Raw genomic sequence first — 17,750 nt, 5'->3', positions numbered from 1 at the left:
ACGAAAATTCGGGAGTCGTTGACGAAATGGGCCGGCATTTTAACAGGCTCAGCGATTTGTGCTGCTCTCTCCGACTTGTGACGTACCACGCGATTCAAATTTGCCGGTTTTGTTACTTTCGCGGAGGATGCGCGGTGATTTTGCGGCTAATGTTCTCATTCGTGACACAAAATAACGTTTTGATAACCGTTGTCATTTGGTCATTGAACGGCGCAACGGCATAATGCCCCGCCCACATCATTGCAGAGTCTAGGGAGCTAGCTTGTCTACGCCTGTCGAACCCTTGCGTTTGCTGCTACTGGCCGAAGAGCCAGCGTGGACAGCGTTATTGCGCGAGTGTCTGGCTCCGATGGGGAGCGCGGCGGTGCTGATCAGCGCGCCGAGCTGGGACTCGGTCAGCAGTTTGTTCGAAGACAACCGCAATGCGGTGTTGTTGACCCTTCCGGCATTGCAACCGGCACCGGGCCGTTGCAGCCTGCCGACGGTCTTGCTGCTGGAACACGAACCGGACACCGCACCGGTTGGCGTCAGCGACTGGCTGGTGTTCGACGCTCTCGACGCCGGCATGCTGCGCCGTTGCCTGCGCCATGTGCGCGAACGCGGCGTTCTCGAAAACACCCTGCAACGCCTCGCCGAACAGGATCCGTTGACCGGCATCGCCAATCGCCAGGGTTTTCAGACCTTGCTCGCCGCGCGCCTCGCGGAAAACGATGGTCGCGGCCTGGCTCTCGGGCATCTCGATCTCGACAACTTCCGTCATGCCAACGATGCGCTTGGCCATCAGGCCGGCGACCGCTTGATCCTGCAAGTGGTCGCGCGGCTGAAAAGCCAGCTGGAGGCCGGTGATCAACTGGCGCGGCTGGGCAGCGATGAATTCGCTTTGCTGATCGACACCCGCCGTGCGCCGCAGCGCGCCGAGTGGATGGCCGAACGCATCACCGAAGCGCTCGCCGAACCGTATTGGGTCGATGGCGAAAGCCTGCTGATCGGCTCCAGCCTCGGCATCGCCCATGCCCGTGCGCAGGGCGGTGCCGATCCGTTGATGTGGCACGCGCACATCGCCATGCAGCAGGCGAAGAGTACGCAGGGCTGCACCTTTCATATCTTCAACGAACGCATCAACCGCAATGCGCGGAGCATGGCTGATCTGGAAAGCGAGCTGCGCCGGGCTTTGCGCCGCGATGAGCTGGAGCTGCATTACCAGCCCCGTCTGAACATGCAGGACGGCCAGATTGTCGGCCTCGAAGCGTTGGTACGTTGGCGTCACAGCGAGCGCGGCCTGTTGCCGCCGAGCGAGTTCGTGCCACTGGCCGAGCAGAGTGGTTTGATCGTGCCGTTGGGTTACTGGGTGATTTCCCGGGCCCTGCGCGATATGCAGGCGCTGCGCGAACGCGGATTGCCGGCGCTGCACATGGCGATCAACCTGTCGTTCCGCCAGTTTCAGGACAGTCAGTTGTTACCGACATTGAGCCGCTTGATCGCCGAACGCGGCGTCGAGGCGCAATGGCTGGAATTCGAGTTGACCGAAACCGCGGTGATGCGCCGCAGCGATCTGGTCAAGCAGACCATGGATGCGCTTGGTCGCCTCGGCGTGCGCTTTTCGCTGGATGACTTCGGCACCGGGTTTTCCTCGTTCGTGCACCTCAACAGCCTGCCGATCACCTTGCTGAAAATCGACAAGAGCTTTGTCGGTGGCATGGAGCAGCGCGAAGAGAACCGCAAACTGGTGCACGCGATGATCAATCTCGCGCACAACCTGCATCTGGAAGTGGTGGCGGAAGGGGTTGAGACGCCGGAGCAACTGGAGCTGTTGCGCGGGTTTGGCTGCGATCAGGTGCAGGGATATCTGATCAGTCGGCCGTTGCCGTTGGCGGAACTGGTTGAATATCTAACTTTCGGCTCAAGCCAGCAGCCAGCCCTCGAAATCGTCAGTTAAACGCATAACCCCTGTAGGAGTGAGCCTGCTCGCGATAGCGGTGTGTCAGAAATGATGAGTTGTCTGACACACCGCTATCGCGAGCAGGCTCACTCCTACAAGGGATCTCAGTCGGTCTGCGGGACAGTGAACTGACTTGATGACGCAGGCTCCAGCCGAATCATCCGCTTCATCTTCCATTCAAACGCCAGCGTCAAACTCACCGCCGCACACGCCAACCCCAACGCCAATCCCCACCAGACGCCCGTCGGCCCCCAGTTGAGGTGGAACGCCATCCACCACGCCGCCGGCGCACCGATCAGCCAATAGCAGGCGAGCCCGACGAGGAACGTGGTTTTCGCATCCTTGAGCCCACGAATGCAGCCCATGGCAATCGTCTGCGTGCCGTCGAACAACTCAAACCACGCCGCCACGGCCAGCAGGCTCACCGCGAGGCGGATCACCTCGGCAAACGCCGGATCGTTATGGTCGAGGAACAAGCCGACCAACTGATTCGGCAACAGCCAGAACACCATGGCAAACGCCAGCATCACCACCGCGCCGAACGCGATGCCGACCCGGCCCGACATGCGTGCATCCAGCAACTGACCGGCGCCGTAATGCTGGCCGATACGCATGGTGATCGCATACGACATACCGGCTGGCACCATGAACGCTACCGAAACGATCTGCAGGGCAATCTGGTGCGCGCCCATTTGCGTGCTGCCCATGGTGCCCATACACAGCGCTGCAAAGGCAAACAGCCCGACTTCCACCGCGTAGGTGCCGCCAATCGGCAGGCCGAGGCGCCACAGTTCCTTCAGATATTGCCGATTGGGCCGCGACAGGCCCGCGCGCAACGGATAAGCGTCGTAGGCTGGATGCCGGCGAATATGCCAAGCCAGCACCAGCGCCATGCAGTTGGCGACAATCGCTGTGACCAGCCCGATCCCCATCAACCCCAGTTTCGGCAGGCCGAACATGCCGGTAATCAGCGCGTAATTGAGCAGAAAGTTAGCCACTGTGCCGCCGAGGCTGATGACCATCACCGGTGTCGCCCGGCCAATTGCGCTGGTGAAGCCGCGCAGGGCCATGAAGCTCAGGTAGCCGGGCAGGGCGAAGGGCAGGGCGATCAGGAATTGCCCGGCAGCGTTGACGTTGGTTTCGGTCTGGCCGAACAGCAACAACACCGGTCTCAGATTCCACAGCAATAAACCGGCGCCCAGCGCCATTAGCCACGCCAGCCACAACCCTGCTTGGGTCAGGCGTGCAGCGCCCAGAATGTCGCCTGCGCCTTGGCGGATCGCCACCAGCGTGCCGACGGCTGCGATCACGCCGATGCAGAAGATCGACACGAACGAATAGCTCGCCGCGCCCAGACCGCCGCCGGCCAGTGCTTCGGGGCTGATGCGCGCCATCATCAGGGTGTCGGTCAGCACCATCAACATGTGCGCCAACTGTGAAGCAATCAACGGCCCCGACAGCCGCAGAATGGCCCAGAGTTCAGTACGCACAGGATGCTGCATGGTCATCACCACTCGATTTTCAGAGGGAACAGGAGATCGAGGATTCTCGGCGCTTGGCAGGCTTTGCACAAAGGGATAAAAAGGATGGGTGGCATGATTAAAACTCATCTTGAACACATTCTTTCACGTCGGCTGCATCCCGCTGTAGGAGCTTTCTGCATGTCTCGTCGTCTTCCTCCCTTGTATGCCCTGCGCGCATTTGAAGCGGCGGCGCGACACAGTTCGTTCACCCGGGCTGCCGAGGAACTGTCGATTACCCAAAGTGCAGTGAGTCGGCATATTCGCACCCTGGAAGATCACTTCGCCTGTCGGCTGTTTCATCGCAGCGGGCGCAATCTGCAGCTGACCGAAGCGGCGCGGTTACTGTTGCCGGGAATCCGCGAAGGGTTTGGGGCACTTGAGCGGGCCTGTAATACCTTGCGCGCCGAGGACGACATCTTGCGCATGAAGGCCCCGTCAACCCTGACCATGCGCTGGCTGTTGGCGCGGCTCAGTCGCTTCCGCCATTTGCAACCGGGCAACGAAGTGCAACTGACCAGCGCCTGGATGGATGTGGATTCGGTGGACTTCAACGATGAGCCTTTTGATTGCGCTGTGCTGTTGAGTGACGGGCATTTTCCACCGGACTGGGAGGCGAGCCTGTTATTTCCCGAAGAACTGATTCCGGTGGGTGCGCCAAACCTGCTGAATGATCAGCCATGGGATTTGGCCCGGCTGGCGTCCACCGAATTACTCCACCCGACCCCGGATCGTCGTGACTGGCGCAGTTGGCTGGAGCACATGGGGCTGTCCGATCAGGTGTCGCTCAAGGGCGGACAGGTGTTCGATACCCTCGAGTTAGGGATGATCGCCGCGGCGCGCGGTTATGGTGTGTCGATGGGCGACCTGTTGATGGTCGCCGAAGATGTGGCGCAGGGACGACTGAGCTTGCCGTGGCCGACGGCCGTCGCCAGCGGACTGAATTATTACCTGGTGTGGCCAAAAACCCGTCCGGGAGGTGAACGTTTGCGCCGCCTCAGCGACTTCCTGCAAGGCGAAGTCCGCGCCATGGAACTTCCGGCTGTAACACGCTTGAGCTGAAACGTTCGAGCCGCCACAATGGCGGCCTTGTGCCATAACCCTGCTGCTCGCTCAAGTATTCCGCTTTACCGCCGAATACGTGCATGTGGAACCGTCGTGCCGGTATCCACGATTCACCCCCACTATTAAAAATTATCCGAGCTGCGATCAAGGAGGATCGGAAAGTTCGGCCAGGAGCTGTCATGTCTCAACCTCGCGCTCGGATCGCCTCACAGTTAGGCCTCGCCCTCGCCGTGATACTGGCGATAGTCATCAGTGGCAGTACGGTGTTCGCCCTGCGTTCGCTGGATTCCGCCAACCTCGCTACCCGTGAAGAGCATCTGGCCAGTGAGGCGCGGCTGCTGGCCGACCAACTGAGCACCTTTCACGGCACGCTGCGTGAAAGCACCCAGCGCCTGAGCGGGTTGTTCGAGAAGCGCTTCAGCGCGGGTCTGAGCATTCACCCGAGTGAACCGGTGACAGTCGCCGGCACCCAGACCCCGGGCCTGCACCTGGGCAGCGAAGTGTTGAACAACAACTTCAAGGAAGTCGACGAGTTCAAGCAAATGACTGCCGGCGTCGCCACGTTGTTTGTGCGCAGCGGCGAAGACTTCGTACGGGTCAGCACCTCGCTGACCAAACAGGACGGCACTCGCGCCATCGGCACCTTGCTTGATCACGCGCACCCGGCCTACGCGAAGCTGATGGCAGGACAAAGCTACGTCGGTCGCGCCTTGTTGTTCGAGCGCTCCTACATGACCCAATACACCCCGGTGCGCGATGGCAGCGGCAAGGTGATTGCGGTGCTGTTCGTCGGTTTCGATTACACCGACGCGCAGAACGCCCAGTTCGACAACCTCAAGCGTTTCCGCATCGGTCAGACCGGCTCGCTGGCGCTGCTCGACGAGCAGAGCAAATGGCTGGTCGCGCCAGCCAGTGTGCAGGCGCTGGATCAGTCGATTCCGGTGATCACTGGTCTGGCCAAGACGCCGGGCAAAGGTCAGTTCTGGGCTGACAAATCCGAGGATTTCTACAGCGTTGCCGTACCTTTCGACGGCGGGCCGTGGTCGGTGGTGGCGAGCATGCCGAAAGCCGAAATCCGTGCAGTGACCTGGAGCGTCGGTACGCAACTGGCGATCGGCAGTCTGTTGGCGATGCTGTTGGCGGTCGGTTCGGTGGTCTGGCTGCTGCGCAGCAAACTGGCGCCACTGAGTGACCTGGTGCGTCAGGCCGAAGCTTTGGGTGCTGGCGATCTGAGCGTGCGTCTGAACGTATCGAGCAATGACGAAATCGGTCAGTTGTCCCGCGCGTTCAACCAGATGAGCCAGGCGCTGTCGACCATGGTCGAGCATATCCGCCGCTCTTCGGAAGAGGTCAACAGCCGTGCCCAGGCCCTGTCCGGTCTGTCCGGTGGTGCTTACGAAGGCATGGAGCAGCAGTCTGGCGAAATCACTAGCATGGCGGGTGCGGTGGAAGAGTTCAGCGCGACCTCGCTGAACATTGCCGACAACATGGGCGCAACCCAGCGTCTGGCACAGGAAAATGCCCAGCAAACCCAAATTGGCCGCAGCTCGATGGAAGAAGCGTCGTCCTCGCTGGAGCAAATCGCTGGCGCCCTGAACAGCACCGCAACGGTGATCAACACCCTCGGTCAGCGTTCGCAGGAAATTGGCGGCATCGTCGGTGTGATTACGTCGATTGCCGAGCAAACCAACCTTCTGGCACTTAACGCAGCAATCGAAGCTGCCCGCGCCGGCGAACAAGGTCGCGGCTTTGCCGTGGTAGCCGATGAAGTGCGCAGCCTGGCCTCGCGTACTCGTCAGGCCACCGATGAAATTTCCAGCATGATCCACAGCATCCAGCAGGAAACCGGCAACGCGATCAGCACCATGGAGCAGGGCAATGTGCTGATGCAGGAAGGCTTGTCGCGCAACGCCAATGTCGCCTCGGCGCTGGCTCGCATCGATGAGCAGAGCCGTTCGGCGGGGCAACAGTTTGCCGCGATTACCACGGCGACTCAGGAGCAGAGCAGCACCGCGACGTTGTTGAGCAGTAATTTGCAGAGCATTGCGTTGGCCAACAGTGAGCAGCGTGAGGTTGTGTCGAACCTGGCTGTTACGGCTAAAGAGCTGGAGAAACTGGCGGCGGATTTGCGTTCCGAGGTTGATCGCTTCCGTTGATACAGCCTTGATATAGCTTTCGCGAGCAAGCTCGCTCCCACAGTGTTCGGTGTGATTCACAGATTTTGTGAAGACCCGGATCCCCTGTGGGAGCGAGCCTGCTCGCGATTGCATCAATGAAGATCTTCGGCAGAACATGCGATCTGTCGATCTAATACACTTGCTGAAACGTTTCCGCAGCGCTATAAAAATGGCACAACTCCAATAAAGGCTGCTGCCATGACCCCGCTCAAACTCGCCGTCGCCCTCGGCGCTTTCACTGCTGCTTCCCACGCCATGGCTTGGGATTACGTCCTTCTCGATACCAACAAGCCCGCACAAAACTGGAGCATCACCAGTGAACAGCTCGGTGTGAAAACCGACAAACCCTTCTCCGTAAGCCTGCGTACCTTGCACGGTGGGCGGCAGGAAGGTGTCAGCATCGTTGATATCGATAACGGCACGATGAAACTCTCGGTGGTACCAACCCGAGGCATGAATGTCTTGCAAGCCTCTGTCGGCAATGTGCGCATGGGGTGGGATTCGCCGGTCAAGGACGTGGTCAACCCGGCGTTCATCGAACTCAACGGACGCGGTGGGCTGGGCTGGCTGGAAGGTTTCAACGAGCTGGTGACCCGCTGCGGGTACGAATGGGTCGGCCATCCCGGCATGGACAATGGCGAACTGCTGACCCTGCACGGCCGCGCCGCCAACATCCCGGCCAGTACCGTCATGCTGCACATCGACGAAAAGCCACCGTACGCCATCAGTCTGCGCGGCGAGCTGAAAGAGCAAGCCTTCAAGAAAGTCGACTTTTCGGTGGTCACGGAACTGGTCACCGAGCCTGGCAGCGTGCGCTTTGCACTCAACGATACGCTGACCAACAACGGCGACTATCCGAAGGAATACCAGGCGCTGTATCACAGCAACTTCAGTACGCCGTTCCTCGAGCAAGGCGCACGATTTGCCGCTCCGGTGAAACAGGTGTCGCCGTTCAACGACAAGGCCAAGGGTGATTTGCCAGACTGGCAGACCTACCGCGCACCGACCAAGGACTACGACGAAACCGTCTACAACGTCGTGCCCTATGCCGACGCCAAAGGCGAAACCCTGACTGTTCTGCATAACAAGGCCGGCAGCCTGGGTGTTTCTGTTGGCTTCAATACCCAGCAGTTGCCGGTGTTTTCCCTGTGGAAAAACACTGACACCCAAGGGCAGGGCTATGTCACGGGGCTGGAACCGGGCACCAGTTTTTCTTACAACCGCCGCTATCAGCGTCCGCTGAATCTGGTGCCGACCATCGCACCCAAGGAACACAAACAGTTCCAGATCAGCTACAGCCTGCTCGCGGACAAAGGTGCTGTGGATAAGGCCTTGAAGCGTGTGACCGAGATTCAGGCGGGGCGCGAGACCGAAGTGCGGCAGACGCCGTTGGTGGATCTGACCGAGCATTAAGGTGTCGCCGGCCGATATTGCAGCGCCTCGGCCAAGTGTTCGCGTTTGATTGCATCGACTTGCTCAAGGTCTGCCAGAGTGCGGGCGACCTTGAGTAGCCGGTGTGCTGAGCGCAGCGATAACGTCAGCCGTTCACAGGCTGATTCCAGCCATTTCTCATCGACTGTGGATAACTTGCAGTGTTTTTTCAGTCCTGGCAGATCGAGAAACGCGTTGGCGCAGCCTTGACGCTTTTGCTGTCGTTCGCGAGCCTCGGCTACCAGTGCTGCGGCGCTGGCGCTGTCCTCGCCGGGTTTAATTGCCGGATTCAACGCCGTCGCCTCCCGCGCCACCGTCAGGTGCAGATCAATCCGATCCAGCAACGGCCCCGATAGCTTGTTGCGATAGCGCTGCACCATGTCCGGTGTGCACGAGCACTTGCCGCTGGGCTCACCAAGATATCCACAGGGGCAGGGGTTCATTGCTGCCACAAGCTGGAATCGCGCCGGAAAGCGCACGCGATCCTTGGCCCGGGCGATGACGATATGTCCTGACTCCAAAGGCTCGCGTAAAACCTCCAATACCTTGCGATCAAACTCCGGCAGCTCATCGAGAAACAGCACGCCATGGTGGGCGAGGGTAATCTCACCAGGTTGCGGTTTCGAACTGCCACCCACCAGCGCTGGCCCGGATGCCGAGTGGTGCGGTTGACGAAAGGGACGCTGCGGCCAATGGGTCAGCGGCGCGCCACTGGCGACCGACTGAATCGCCGCCACCTCTAGCGCTTCACTCTCGGCCAGCGGCGGCAACAGCCCCGGCAGGCGACTCGCCAACAATGTCTTACCCGTCCCAGGCGGCCCGCTGAACAGCAAGTTATGGGCGCCCGCAGCAGCAATCAGCAGCGCTCGTTTCGCCGCCACTTGCCCCTGCACTTCATTCAAGTCGGGATAAGGCTTGCTGGCATGCATCAACCCGTCTGATACATAGGGCTCAACCGGCGTATGCCCATTGAAATGCGCCACCGCCTCCAGCAAATGATCCACCGCAAACACCTTCAACCCCGAAGCCAGGCACGCCTCCTCGGCATTCGCCCGCGGCACCACCAGCGCACGACCCGCCTTGCGCGCCGCAAGTGCTGCCGGCAACACGCCACGCACCGCTCGTACGGCGCCGGACAACGCCAACTCACCCAGACATTCCACATCATCCAGCGTCAGACACGGCACTTGCACACTCGCCGACAGAATCCCCAAGGCAATCGCCAGATCAAACCGCCCGCCATCCTTTGGCAGATCCGCCGGCGCCAGATTCAAAGTGATCCGCCGCGCCGGAAACTGCAGCCCGGAATTGATGATCGCGCTGCGCACCCGATCCTTGCTCTCCTTCACCGCCGCCTCGGGCAGGCCGACCATGGTCAGCGACGGCAGACCGTTGGCCAGATGGACTTCGACGGTGACAGCGGGGGCTTCCACGCCTATCTGGGCGCGACTGTGGACGATGGAGAGGGACATGGTCGTTCCTTGAGCTGAATCGGGGAGCCGCTTCCTGCGGGTTTTTTGAAGGGTAGTCGGGGGAGGGGATGTTGGTAGGTGGGTTCTATGAGCGAATTTTCACCGGATGTTGCAGGAGACAATAACCTGCAGGTATAAAAAAAACGCCTGTTAGGCGGTCATTTTTGCGGTACTCAGGTTCCACCACCGGCGAGCCAACCGTCGGGCTCCATTTCCTTGCCATAGGTCGCGGCCACTTTCAAAAAATGTCGCTGACTGGCTGAAACTCTGTCCGGCAAACCGAGTGCCTCGGTACCCGGTTTGGACACCCGTGCCGGTTGGGTTTTCTGCTTCTTCTGCTTCATAAACACCTCACGTGCCGGGATGCTTGATTCGATCTTATTGGTCGTCCAATGGAAAGACAAGGCGACCGGTTGTATCAAAATAAAATCCCAGCGTTTGATAGTAAGGAATGGCGCCTGAGTCTGGCTCTTGTACTTCGATTTGCGTGCACCCCAGCTTCCGGGCGTAGAACTCTGTTGTCAGCAATGCCATCGGCGCGATCCAGCCCCGCAAGGTATTCGTCTTGCATGTGTGTCCCTGTAAAACGATTTTCACGCAGATCGTGCTTCTTCGCGGCGTTGCGTAGCACAGTCCGCACAGTTCTTCTTCGTACCAAAACGCCAAGTCCAGCCCTTTTGCATCTTTGGTCTTCCAGTCCAAAACAGCGTCCCAGGGATACCCAACGGGGCCGGTCCACTGGTGGAATGCGTTGATTGCTACTGGAGTAATCGGATCGATCCTGAGTGATAGGGTATCAACTCCAGCTGCCAGGGCTTCTGGGTCCATGGACATTGTTTGATGTGCAAGTTTGCGCGATTCAGATTTGAGTGTCTGATTTCGAAGCTCGGTACCTTTGCCTTTTCTTCGCATCGTCTTGTTCTGTCGGGATCAATATGCAGACGATATCGAAGGCATTGATGCTTACGTAATCAGACGTAGGGGACGGTCCTCGTAGGACTGTGCTTGCGTTAGTGAAGGACGTTGGAGATGGCAGTTCAGGGTGTGAGAGGGCGGAGAGGCAATACTTTATACCGGCATGGATGAGGGTTTTGCGCTGCTCTCGATCGTAAATGAGCTTTGACTCCTGAGCGGTACTGAAGGATCCTCACGCTCGAGGACTGCAACTGCGCATTCGTCGGGACTGGGCACCAGCAAAGCTCCCCCGCATTTTTGGCAGCAGAGAAAGCTGGTTTCTCTGAAGTAGTGACGACGGGCTAGCCTGTCGGATTCTGAACCCAAGGCCGTAAAGCCAGGAGCTAAAGAATCGCTGCGACTATTCCTCCGAACAAAAAAAGGCGTCCTATGGACGCCTTTTTTATTTTTCACTCAGGACCTTCTACCGGCCAGCGCGCCGCTGGGCTCAAGCGCTGGCCCACATGTAACAGCAACTTCAATAAATCGCCGTTGGTTGGCTGACATATTCCCAGCCAAACGGAGTGCTTCGAGGTGCAAATCAACAATTTGAAATAGCTTTTCTTTCCTCTTCTTATCTTTCACAGATACCTCCATCTTGACGGGCATATTTCGTTTGCCAATGTAATGACATGCGTAAGGGCTGCGTAACTGGGTGCAGACGCTGATGTTTGTAGGGCCATGCCCTAATAGTTGTAGGACGCCGGCGAAAGGGGGGTGAAGGTCTTGTATCCGGGAGTCGGATGTTCCAGTTTGGCCACTCAACGCAGCCTCTGGAGGCGAAAAATGGATCGCAATGGTATGCGCCCGATTCATCCGGGCGAGGTTTTGAATAAGGAATTCATGGAGCCGTTGGGCATGACTGTCATGGATCTGGCCATGCCCACGAACTGGCCCGAAAGTGAGATCGAAAAGCTTGTGAAATGCCAGCTCAGGATCTGCGCCGATCTGGCAATCAGCCTTGCCATTCATCTCAACACTACGCCTGAGTTCTGGATGAATCTCCAATCGACTTACGATTTGCGCAGAGCCCAGTTCCGGCATGCGGGTTTATAGCGATTGCAGCATCCGCGAAGCTCTTTTCCACCATGGCCCCGTCATTGGGCGCTTGGTCTGTTCCCGTTCCACCACCATCAACGGCACATCCTGCAGCCGTATCCACGGCTGGTTATTCCAGTGCAACAAACTCAACGTCATGTCCGGCCAACTGAGCAAGCTGAGGTGTGGACGTTCGCTTGTGGTGGGGTGTTGGGCGTCGCGCAGGGTGGGGATGACCTGGTGGGTGAGCCATTCGCGTAGCGCACGGTATTCGGGGCAGTAGTGGTAGACGAGGAGGGCGTAGATGCCGGATTCGCTGATCAGCAGGGTGTTTTCGATTTGATTGTGGATCAGGGTTTTGCGGGTCTGGTATTGGTCGGGGTCGAGTTTTCGCAGCATGCGTTCGTTGAGGTAGATGTGTAGCAGGCGACTCAGGTCTCGGGCGCAGAACCAGGGTTGGTTCTGGATGAGGAGGGCGTGGAGGGGGAGTTTGTGGCGGGTAAAGATGTGCGGGGTCAGATAAGTCTCTTCTTGATTCATTGAGCAGTTCCTCTTGCTTAAGGGGCTGCCCTCAATCGTCGCCAAACGATTGGGTGGCAGTTGTACGCGGGTTGGCGAACCGGAGCAAAAGGAACCCGGCAGACCCGAAGGTCTCCCACGCACAACCGCCATGAAACGATGTGGCGGTAAATGTAGCCGCCATCATGGTTGTCGTGCGCCTTAAGCTGTTCGGGTCGCCAAACCCGGTGCTGAACTTTCAGCATCGGGTGAGCTTAGAAACCTGGGCTTTTCGGCGCAATCGGACGGCGGTGGTGCAGGTTGTAGGACGTTGCCGGGATGGTTGAAGGGCTGAGGATCAAAAGATCGCAGCCTTCGGCAGCTCCTACAGGGGGCGCGGATTATTCAGCGGGCGGTGTCAGCTTGGCTTCCATCTCGGCGACTTTGGCTTCGAGGCTTTCGAGGCGGGCGCGAGTGCGGGCCAGTACGACCATCTGGCTGTCGAATTCTTCGCGGCTGACCAGGTCGAGTTTGCTGAAGGCACTCTGCAGCAGCATCTTGAACTGGCTTTCGATTTCGGCTTTCGGCAGCGGGGTGTCGCCGCTGAAGAGGCGGGAGGCGGTGCCGCTCAGGGCGTCGAGGAAGTCTTTGGGCGCGAGCATGGTGGATGTCCTGGAAACAATGGCCGGCAGTGTATCACGCAGTGTCTATAGTCAATCTCGTGGTCAGGGATGCACGCTTTTCGCGCAGGCGGACGGACGGCGACGCACCGTTGTTGTGCGTATCCGCAGGGCCTTTTGCACGGGATGGCTTGCGGCAGCGGCCAAGGGATTGAAATCAGGGGATTTTGGCGAGATGGCAAGGTTTCTGCTTAGTCACCTTCGACCCATGCACTGATGCAGTCGCTGTGACGAATGCAGTGCGGCAGACGAAGCGGGGAGTTTCGTCAGCAGCGGTTAGCTGGCGTCAGTCGGGCAGGTAAGCCCGACGATGCGTTACAAAGCCAGGCACTGCGCTTAGACTTGAGTCGGGTTTGTTTTCCTGGGGCAAGTCCACCAATTCGGGAGAGAGTTTTCATGAAGCTAGTCACTGCCATCATCAAGCCGTTCAAGTTGGACGACGTGCGCGAGTCGCTGTCCGAAATCGGCGTGCAGGGCATTACCGTTACTGAAGTCAAAGGCTTCGGCCGGCAGAAGGGTCACACCGAGCTGTATCGCGGCGCGGAATATGTGGTCGATTTTCTGCCCAAGGTGAAAATCGACGTGGCCATCGACGACAAGGATCTGGATCGGGTTATCGAGGCGATAACCAAAGCGGCCAACACCGGCAAGATCGGTGACGGCAAGATCTTCGTGGTCAATCTGGAACAGGCGATTCGCATCCGTACCGGCGAAACCGATACCGACGCGATCTAAGCGCCGCCACAAACCCCAACGCCCCAGGAGAAAACAATATGACTCTGCGTAAATTCGCAGGGCTAGGAGCCCTGTTGTCTATCGTAATGCCCGGCCTTGCTATGGCGGCAGACGAAGTGGCGGCCCCAGTCCTCAATTCTGGCGACACTGCCTGGATGCTCACCTCAACGGCACTTGTGCTGTTCATGACCATCCCCGGCCTGGCGCTGTTCTACGGCGGCATGGTTCGCTCGAAAAACATTCTTTCCGTGATGATGCAGTGCTTCGCCATTACCGGTCTGATCAGCATCCTGTGGGTCATTTATGGCTACAGCATTGCGTTCGACACCACCGGCATGGAGCAGGGCGTCGTCAATTTCAACTCGTTCTTCGGCGGCATGGGCAAGGCGTTCCTCGCCGGTGTCACGCCTTCGAGCCTGACTGGTCCTGCGGCGCTGTTCCCTGAGGCGGTATTCATCACCTTCCAGATGACCTTCGCGATCATCACCCCGGCGCTGATCGTCGGTGCGTTCGCCGAGCGGATGAAGTTCTCCGCGATGCTGATCTTCATGGCTATCTGGTTCACCCTGGTTTATGCACCGATCGCGCACATGGTCTGGTCCGGCAACGGCGGCCTGATGTGGGACTGGGGCGTGCTCGACTTCGCGGGCGGCACCGTGGTGCACATCAACGCCGGTGTCGCCGGTCTGATTGCCTGCCTGGTATTGGGCAAGCGTAAAGGCTTCCCGACCACCCCGATGGCCCCGCACAACCTCGGTTACACCCTGATGGGCGCGGCGATGCTGTGGGTCGGCTGGTTCGGCTTCAACGCCGGTTCCGCTGCAGCGGCCAACGGCACCGCCGGCATGGCGATGCTGGTCACCCAGATCGCGACCGCTGCTGCTGCACTGGGCTGGATGTTTGCCGAGTGGGTCACCCACGGCAAGCCAAGCGCGCTGGGCATCGCTTCGGGTGTGGTTGCCGGTCTGGTAGCGATCACTCCGGCTGCCGGCACCGTGGGCCCGATGGGCGCACTGGTGATCGGTCTGGCGGCGGGCGTGGTGTGCTTCTTCTGCGCCACCACCCTGAAACGCAAACTCGGTTATGACGATTCCCTCGACGCATTTGGCGTACACGGTATCGGCGGTATCCTCGGCGCAATCCTCACTGGTGTGTTCGCTGCACCTGCTTTGGGTGGTTTCGGCACCGTTACCGATATCGGCGCGCAGGTCTGGATTCAGGTCAAAGGCGTTGGCTTCACGGTGATCTACACCGCGATCGTCACCTTCATCATCCTCAAGGTCCTGGACGCCGTCATGGGTCTGCGTGTGACCGAGGAAGAAGAGTCGGTTGGCCTCGATCTGGCACAACACAACGAACGCGGCTACAACCTGTAAGTACGCGCATTAAAAAACTTGCCCGGTTCGCCGGGCATTTTTTTGTCTGGAATTTGTCGCAGAGAGAACAGCTGAAAGGATTTTTCGTACGGCTTTGGTCGTGTTTACGACGAGCGTTTTTCTGCGGCCAATGGCTTACATCATTGCAGGAATATTAGGGCCTTTGTTTTTTCCCAGAGCGCGCTAGAATGCGCCCCGAACGTGCGGAGAACTGTATGTGGCAACAGACTCTGATAACCCTGCGGGCTCGGCCCCGGGGCTTTCATCTGGTAACGGACGAGTTACTCGCGGGGCTGCCTGAACTCAGGGAGTGCCGGGTCGGTCTGTTGCATTTGTGGCTGCAGCATACCTCGGCGTCGTTGACCATCAACGAGAACGCCGATCCGGCGGTACGTCGCGACTTCGAACGATTTTTCAATCGTCTGATCCCACAAGGAACAGACGGCTATGAGCATAACGACGAAGGCCTGGACGACCTCCCGGCGCACTTCAAGGCCAGCGTGCTTGGCTGCCAGATCAGTCTGCCGGTGTCGGCAGGGCGACTGGCACTGGGGACCTGGCAAGGCGTTTATCTGGGCGAGCACCGTGATCATGGCGGTGCCCGAAAAGTCCTCGACACCTTGCACGGTGAAGGGGCATAAACCGTTGGTCACCAATGGTTACTGATTTTTTAACGGCGACTTTCGACAGTTGCCAAAGCTGGTCTATAACTAATCTGCTTTTCGCAAGTCATGAGGTAGAACATGAGCGACGATGATCTGGAAAACGACGACCTCGAAGTAGGCGACGAAGACGAGGCCGAGGAAGGCCTGGAAGCAGCAGCGGAAGACGTTGCTGACGACGATGGCGGTGACGATACGCCGGCCCCGGCTGCCAAAGGCAAAGCCAAGGCTGCGGTGTCGGTTGATGAGTTGCCGAGCATTGAAGCCAAGAACAAGGAGCGCGACGCCCTGGCCAAGGCCATGGAAGAGTTCCTGTCGCGCGGCGGAAAAGTGCAGGAAGTGGAGGCCAATGTGGTCGCCGATCCACCGAAGAAGCCAGACAACAAGTACGGCAGCCGCCCTATCTGAGGCGTGCCGCTGGCTTGCTGAAAAGGCCCGCCGTCGCTGCGGGCTTTTTCATGTCTGGAATAAAGCAACTGAAGTAAATGCAATTCCCTTGTGGGAGCGAGCCTGCTCGCGAAAGCGGTGGGTCAGTCAACATCAGTATTGAATGACAGAATGCCTTCGCGAGCAGGCTCGCTCCCACAGGGTGTAGTAGATCAGTTCGAGGGGGCATTCCAGCGTGCGAGCACCGCTGGCAGGTCGCTCAGGCTACGGATTTCGGCGTCCGGCAAGCGATCCGCTTCCCAGGTTTTACCCGCCGGGTTAAACCAGATCGCCCGCAATCCGGCCTGCTGCGCCCCGGCGATGTCATCGCCCGGGTGATCACCGATATGTACGGCGGTTTCGGCCGTGGCTCCACCGCGCTGCAAGGCTTCGTGGAACAACCGGGCATCCGGTTTGGCGATGCCGATATCTTCCGCACACAGCGCAAATTTGAAGTAATCCGCCAACCCCAACCGGCGCACATCGGCATTGCCATTGGTGACTACGCCAAGCGAGTAGTGATTGGCAAGAATCTCCAGCACCGGCTCGACTTCAGGAAACACTTCGATCTGATGCCGCGCATGCAGAAACACTTCAAAACCCTTGTCGGCCAGGTCGGATGCTTCGCTATGGGCGTACCCGGCGTCTTCCATTGCATGAAACAACACCCGCCTGCGTAGAGCACTGATCCGATGCTTGAGTCCCGGCTCGTTGGCCAGCACCCGCTCGCGAATCGCCCACAAATGCTCCACCGGCACCGCGCCCAGATTCGGCGCATGTTCGCTCAGCCATTCGCGCAATACCGCTTCGGCGCTGACGATCACCGGGGCGGTGTCCCATAGCGTGTCGTCGAGGTCGAAGGTGATTAACTGGATGCTCATGAATCGTCGCCTTTCATGCGTTTGGCCCGTGGATGGGCACTGTCGTAGACCGCCGCCAGATGCTGGAAGTCCAGATGGGTGTAGATCTGCGTGGTCTTGATGTCGGAGTGGCCGAGCAGTTCCTGCACCGCACGCAGGTCTTGCGAGGATTCCAGCAAGTGGCTGGCGAAAGAGTGCCGCAGCATGTGCGGGTGCAGGTTCTGCCCCAGCTCACGTTCGCCGGCCAGTTTGACCCGCACCTGAATCGCTCGCGGGCCAAGGCGTCGACCTTGCTGGCTGACGAATACGGCGTCGTCTGCGGGGTTGGTCATGGCCCGTAACGGTAGCCATTGTTCCAGTGCTTCGCGGGCCTTTTTACCCACCGGTAGCAGGCGGGTTTTGCTGCCCTTGCCGAGCACTTGAACCATACCGTCAGCAAGATCCAGCTGATCAAGATTGAGCCCGGTCAGTTCGGAAAGGCGCAGGCCGGAGGAATAGAACAACTCCAGAATCGCCTGATCGCGCCGCGCAAGAAAATCATCCTCGACCGCACCTTCAAGCAGTTGCAGCGCACGATCGGTGTCGAGGGTTTTCGGCAGTCGGCGCTCGCCTTTCGGCGGTGCCAGACCCGTGGCCGGATCATGGTCGCAAAGACCTTCGCGATTGAGATAGTGATAGAGCCCGCGCACTGCCGACAGCAGCCGCGCGAGGCTGCGCGAGGATTGTCCCTGCGCATGCAAACGGGCGATCAGGCTGCGCAGGCGTTGAATATCCAGCGCGGCCCAGCTGCCGATGTTCTGTTTCACGCACCAGCCGAGGACTTTGTCGAGGTCGCGGCGGTAGGCCGACAGCGTGTGCGGCGACACCTGTCGCTCACTGCGCAGGTGTTCGCAGTAAGCGTCCAGTTGCCGTTCCAT

Annotated in this window: 17 protein-coding genes; 9 read left to right on the top strand and 8 right to left on the bottom strand. The window is 59.1% G+C overall.

The features are described 5' to 3' along the window. Positions 1–262: 262 nt before the first annotated feature. The gene (locus HU718_RS29575) at positions 263–1,936 is read left to right on the top strand and encodes a putative bifunctional diguanylate cyclase/phosphodiesterase (RefSeq protein WP_016985835.1); all 1,674 of its coding nucleotides are present in this window, start codon (positions 263–265) and stop codon (positions 1,934–1,936) included. A gap of 107 nt (positions 1,937–2,043) precedes the next feature. Here the strand turns inward: HU718_RS29575 and HU718_RS29570 are convergent, their stop codons facing one another. Continuing rightward, entirely contained in the window at positions 2,044–3,441 is a 1,398-nt protein-coding gene (locus HU718_RS29570) for a NorM family multidrug efflux MATE transporter (protein WP_186613353.1), read from the bottom strand. 159 nt (positions 3,442–3,600) lie between these two features. On the opposite strand from HU718_RS29570, the gene HU718_RS29565 reads away from it, so the two are divergent. The 3 genes from HU718_RS29565 to HU718_RS29555 all read left to right on the top strand — a co-directional run bounded on the left by HU718_RS29565 (position 3,601) and on the right by HU718_RS29555 (position 8,114). Then, positions 3,601–4,521 carry a LysR substrate-binding domain-containing protein gene (locus tag HU718_RS29565; protein ID WP_186613355.1) on the top strand — a complete coding sequence of 307 codons (921 nt, stop codon included), beginning with the start codon at positions 3,601–3,603 and terminating at the stop codon, positions 4,519–4,521. Between the two features lie 182 nt (positions 4,522–4,703). Then, complete coding sequence (locus HU718_RS29560) at positions 4,704–6,680, top strand: methyl-accepting chemotaxis protein (RefSeq protein WP_150706286.1); 1,977 nt, start codon at positions 4,704–4,706, stop codon at positions 6,678–6,680. 219 nt (positions 6,681–6,899) lie between these two features. Next, positions 6,900–8,114 carry an aldose 1-epimerase family protein gene (locus HU718_RS29555; RefSeq protein WP_186613357.1) on the top strand — a complete coding sequence of 405 codons (1,215 nt, stop codon included), beginning with the start codon at positions 6,900–6,902 and terminating at the stop codon, positions 8,112–8,114. On the opposite strand, the gene HU718_RS29550 is transcribed toward HU718_RS29555, so the two are convergent. From HU718_RS29550 to HU718_RS29540, 3 genes are all read right to left on the bottom strand, one after another. After that, positions 8,111–9,604 carry a YifB family Mg chelatase-like AAA ATPase gene (locus HU718_RS29550; RefSeq protein WP_186613359.1) on the bottom strand — a complete coding sequence of 498 codons (1,494 nt, stop codon included), beginning with the start codon at positions 9,602–9,604 and terminating at the stop codon, positions 8,111–8,113. The two genes, HU718_RS29555 and HU718_RS29550, sit on opposite strands and share 4 nt — an antisense overlap. A 173-nt stretch (positions 9,605–9,777) precedes the next feature. Further along, positions 9,778–9,948, bottom strand: coding sequence for a hypothetical protein (locus HU718_RS29545; protein WP_171057229.1), 171 nt, complete (start codon positions 9,946–9,948; stop codon positions 9,778–9,780). 34 nt (positions 9,949–9,982) lie between these two features. Next, entirely contained in the window at positions 9,983–10,516 is a 534-nt protein-coding gene (locus HU718_RS29540; RefSeq protein WP_186613361.1) for an N-acetyltransferase, read from the bottom strand. An 828-nt stretch (positions 10,517–11,344) separates the two neighbouring features. Here HU718_RS29540 and HU718_RS29535 point away from each other — a divergent pair. Further along, positions 11,345–11,614, top strand: coding sequence for a HigA family addiction module antitoxin (locus HU718_RS29535; protein WP_102901437.1), 270 nt, complete (start codon positions 11,345–11,347; stop codon positions 11,612–11,614). Here the strand turns inward: HU718_RS29535 and HU718_RS29530 are convergent. Then, the gene (locus HU718_RS29530) at positions 11,609–12,136 is read right to left on the bottom strand and encodes a BRO-N domain-containing protein (protein WP_186613363.1); all 528 of its coding nucleotides are present in this window, start codon (positions 12,134–12,136) and stop codon (positions 11,609–11,611) included. The genes HU718_RS29535 and HU718_RS29530 overlap by 6 nt on opposite strands. A gap of 359 nt (positions 12,137–12,495) precedes the next feature. Continuing rightward, positions 12,496–12,756 (bottom strand): accessory factor UbiK family protein, encoded by a 261-nt coding sequence (locus HU718_RS29525; RefSeq protein ID WP_007920416.1) that lies wholly within the window; start codon positions 12,754–12,756, stop codon positions 12,496–12,498. A gap of 414 nt (positions 12,757–13,170) precedes the next feature. Between HU718_RS29525 and glnK the strand changes: the two genes are divergently transcribed. The 4 genes from glnK (at position 13,171) to sutA (ending at position 15,955) form a co-directional block, all read left to right on the top strand. Beyond that, on the top strand, positions 13,171–13,509 hold the full coding sequence (gene glnK, locus HU718_RS29520) for a P-II family nitrogen regulator (protein WP_002555808.1): 339 nt from the start codon (positions 13,171–13,173) through the stop codon (positions 13,507–13,509). Between the two features lie 38 nt (positions 13,510–13,547). Beyond that, positions 13,548–14,885, top strand: coding sequence for an ammonium transporter (locus HU718_RS29515; RefSeq protein ID WP_186613365.1), 1,338 nt, complete (start codon positions 13,548–13,550; stop codon positions 14,883–14,885). A 215-nt stretch (positions 14,886–15,100) separates the two neighbouring features. Next, positions 15,101–15,526 carry a secondary thiamine-phosphate synthase enzyme YjbQ gene (locus HU718_RS29510; RefSeq protein WP_186613368.1) on the top strand — a complete coding sequence of 142 codons (426 nt, stop codon included), beginning with the start codon at positions 15,101–15,103 and terminating at the stop codon, positions 15,524–15,526. A 102-nt stretch (positions 15,527–15,628) separates the two neighbouring features. Next, positions 15,629–15,955: a dormancy-specific transcriptional regulator SutA gene (gene sutA, locus HU718_RS29505; RefSeq protein WP_007920420.1), complete on the top strand. Its 327-nt coding sequence runs from the start codon at positions 15,629–15,631 to the stop codon at positions 15,953–15,955. 191 nt (positions 15,956–16,146) lie between these two features. On the opposite strand, the gene HU718_RS29500 is transcribed toward sutA, so the two are convergent. Together HU718_RS29500 and xerC are read right to left on the bottom strand one after the other, a co-directional pair. Beyond that, positions 16,147–16,854 carry an HAD family hydrolase gene (locus HU718_RS29500; protein ID WP_186613370.1) on the bottom strand — a complete coding sequence of 236 codons (708 nt, stop codon included), beginning with the start codon at positions 16,852–16,854 and terminating at the stop codon, positions 16,147–16,149. Next, the gene (gene xerC, locus HU718_RS29495; RefSeq protein ID WP_007950060.1) at positions 16,851–17,750 is read right to left on the bottom strand and encodes a tyrosine recombinase XerC; all 900 of its coding nucleotides are present in this window, start codon (positions 17,748–17,750) and stop codon (positions 16,851–16,853) included. The genes HU718_RS29500 and xerC overlap by 4 nt, the downstream gene beginning before the upstream one ends.

The sequence above is a fragment of the Pseudomonas tensinigenes genome, from assembly GCF_014268445.2.
GTDB classification, from domain to species: domain Bacteria; phylum Pseudomonadota; class Gammaproteobacteria; order Pseudomonadales; family Pseudomonadaceae; genus Aquipseudomonas; species Aquipseudomonas tensinigenes.
The sequence above is the reverse complement of the archived record's forward strand: the minus strand, read 5'-3'. Positions and strand labels throughout refer to the sequence as shown.

Bases quoted from the DNA above. Each gene is read 5' to 3' on its own strand.
- HU718_RS29570 (WP_186613353.1), bottom strand. From the start codon at position 3,441: ATGCAGCATCCTGTGCGTACTGAACTCTGGGCCATTCTGCGGCTGTCG.
- HU718_RS29565 (WP_186613355.1), top strand. From the start codon at position 3,601: ATGTCTCGTCGTCTTCCTCCCTTGTATGCCCTGCGCGCATTTGAAGCG.
- HU718_RS29560 (WP_150706286.1), top strand. From the start codon at position 4,704: ATGTCTCAACCTCGCGCTCGGATCGCCTCACAGTTAGGCCTCGCCCTC.
- HU718_RS29555 (WP_186613357.1), top strand. From the start codon at position 6,900: ATGACCCCGCTCAAACTCGCCGTCGCCCTCGGCGCTTTCACTGCTGCT.
- HU718_RS29550 (WP_186613359.1), bottom strand. From the start codon at position 9,604: ATGTCCCTCTCCATCGTCCACAGTCGCGCCCAGATAGGCGTGGAAGCC.
- HU718_RS29545 (WP_171057229.1), bottom strand. From the start codon at position 9,948: ATGAAGCAGAAGAAGCAGAAAACCCAACCGGCACGGGTGTCCAAACCG.
- HU718_RS29540 (WP_186613361.1), bottom strand. From the start codon at position 10,516: ATGCGAAGAAAAGGCAAAGGTACCGAGCTTCGAAATCAGACACTCAAA.
- HU718_RS29535 (WP_102901437.1), top strand. From the start codon at position 11,345: ATGGATCGCAATGGTATGCGCCCGATTCATCCGGGCGAGGTTTTGAAT.
- HU718_RS29530 (WP_186613363.1), bottom strand. From the start codon at position 12,136: ATGAATCAAGAAGAGACTTATCTGACCCCGCACATCTTTACCCGCCAC.
- HU718_RS29525 (WP_007920416.1), bottom strand. From the start codon at position 12,756: ATGCTCGCGCCCAAAGACTTCCTCGACGCCCTGAGCGGCACCGCCTCC.
- glnK (WP_002555808.1), top strand. From the start codon at position 13,171: ATGAAGCTAGTCACTGCCATCATCAAGCCGTTCAAGTTGGACGACGTG.
- HU718_RS29515 (WP_186613365.1), top strand. From the start codon at position 13,548: ATGACTCTGCGTAAATTCGCAGGGCTAGGAGCCCTGTTGTCTATCGTA.
- HU718_RS29510 (WP_186613368.1), top strand. From the start codon at position 15,101: ATGTGGCAACAGACTCTGATAACCCTGCGGGCTCGGCCCCGGGGCTTT.
- sutA (WP_007920420.1), top strand. From the start codon at position 15,629: ATGAGCGACGATGATCTGGAAAACGACGACCTCGAAGTAGGCGACGAA.
- HU718_RS29500 (WP_186613370.1), bottom strand. From the start codon at position 16,854: ATGAGCATCCAGTTAATCACCTTCGACCTCGACGACACGCTATGGGAC.
- xerC (WP_007950060.1), bottom strand. From the start codon at position 17,750: ATGGAACGGCAACTGGACGCTTACTGCGAACACCTGCGCAGTGAGCGA.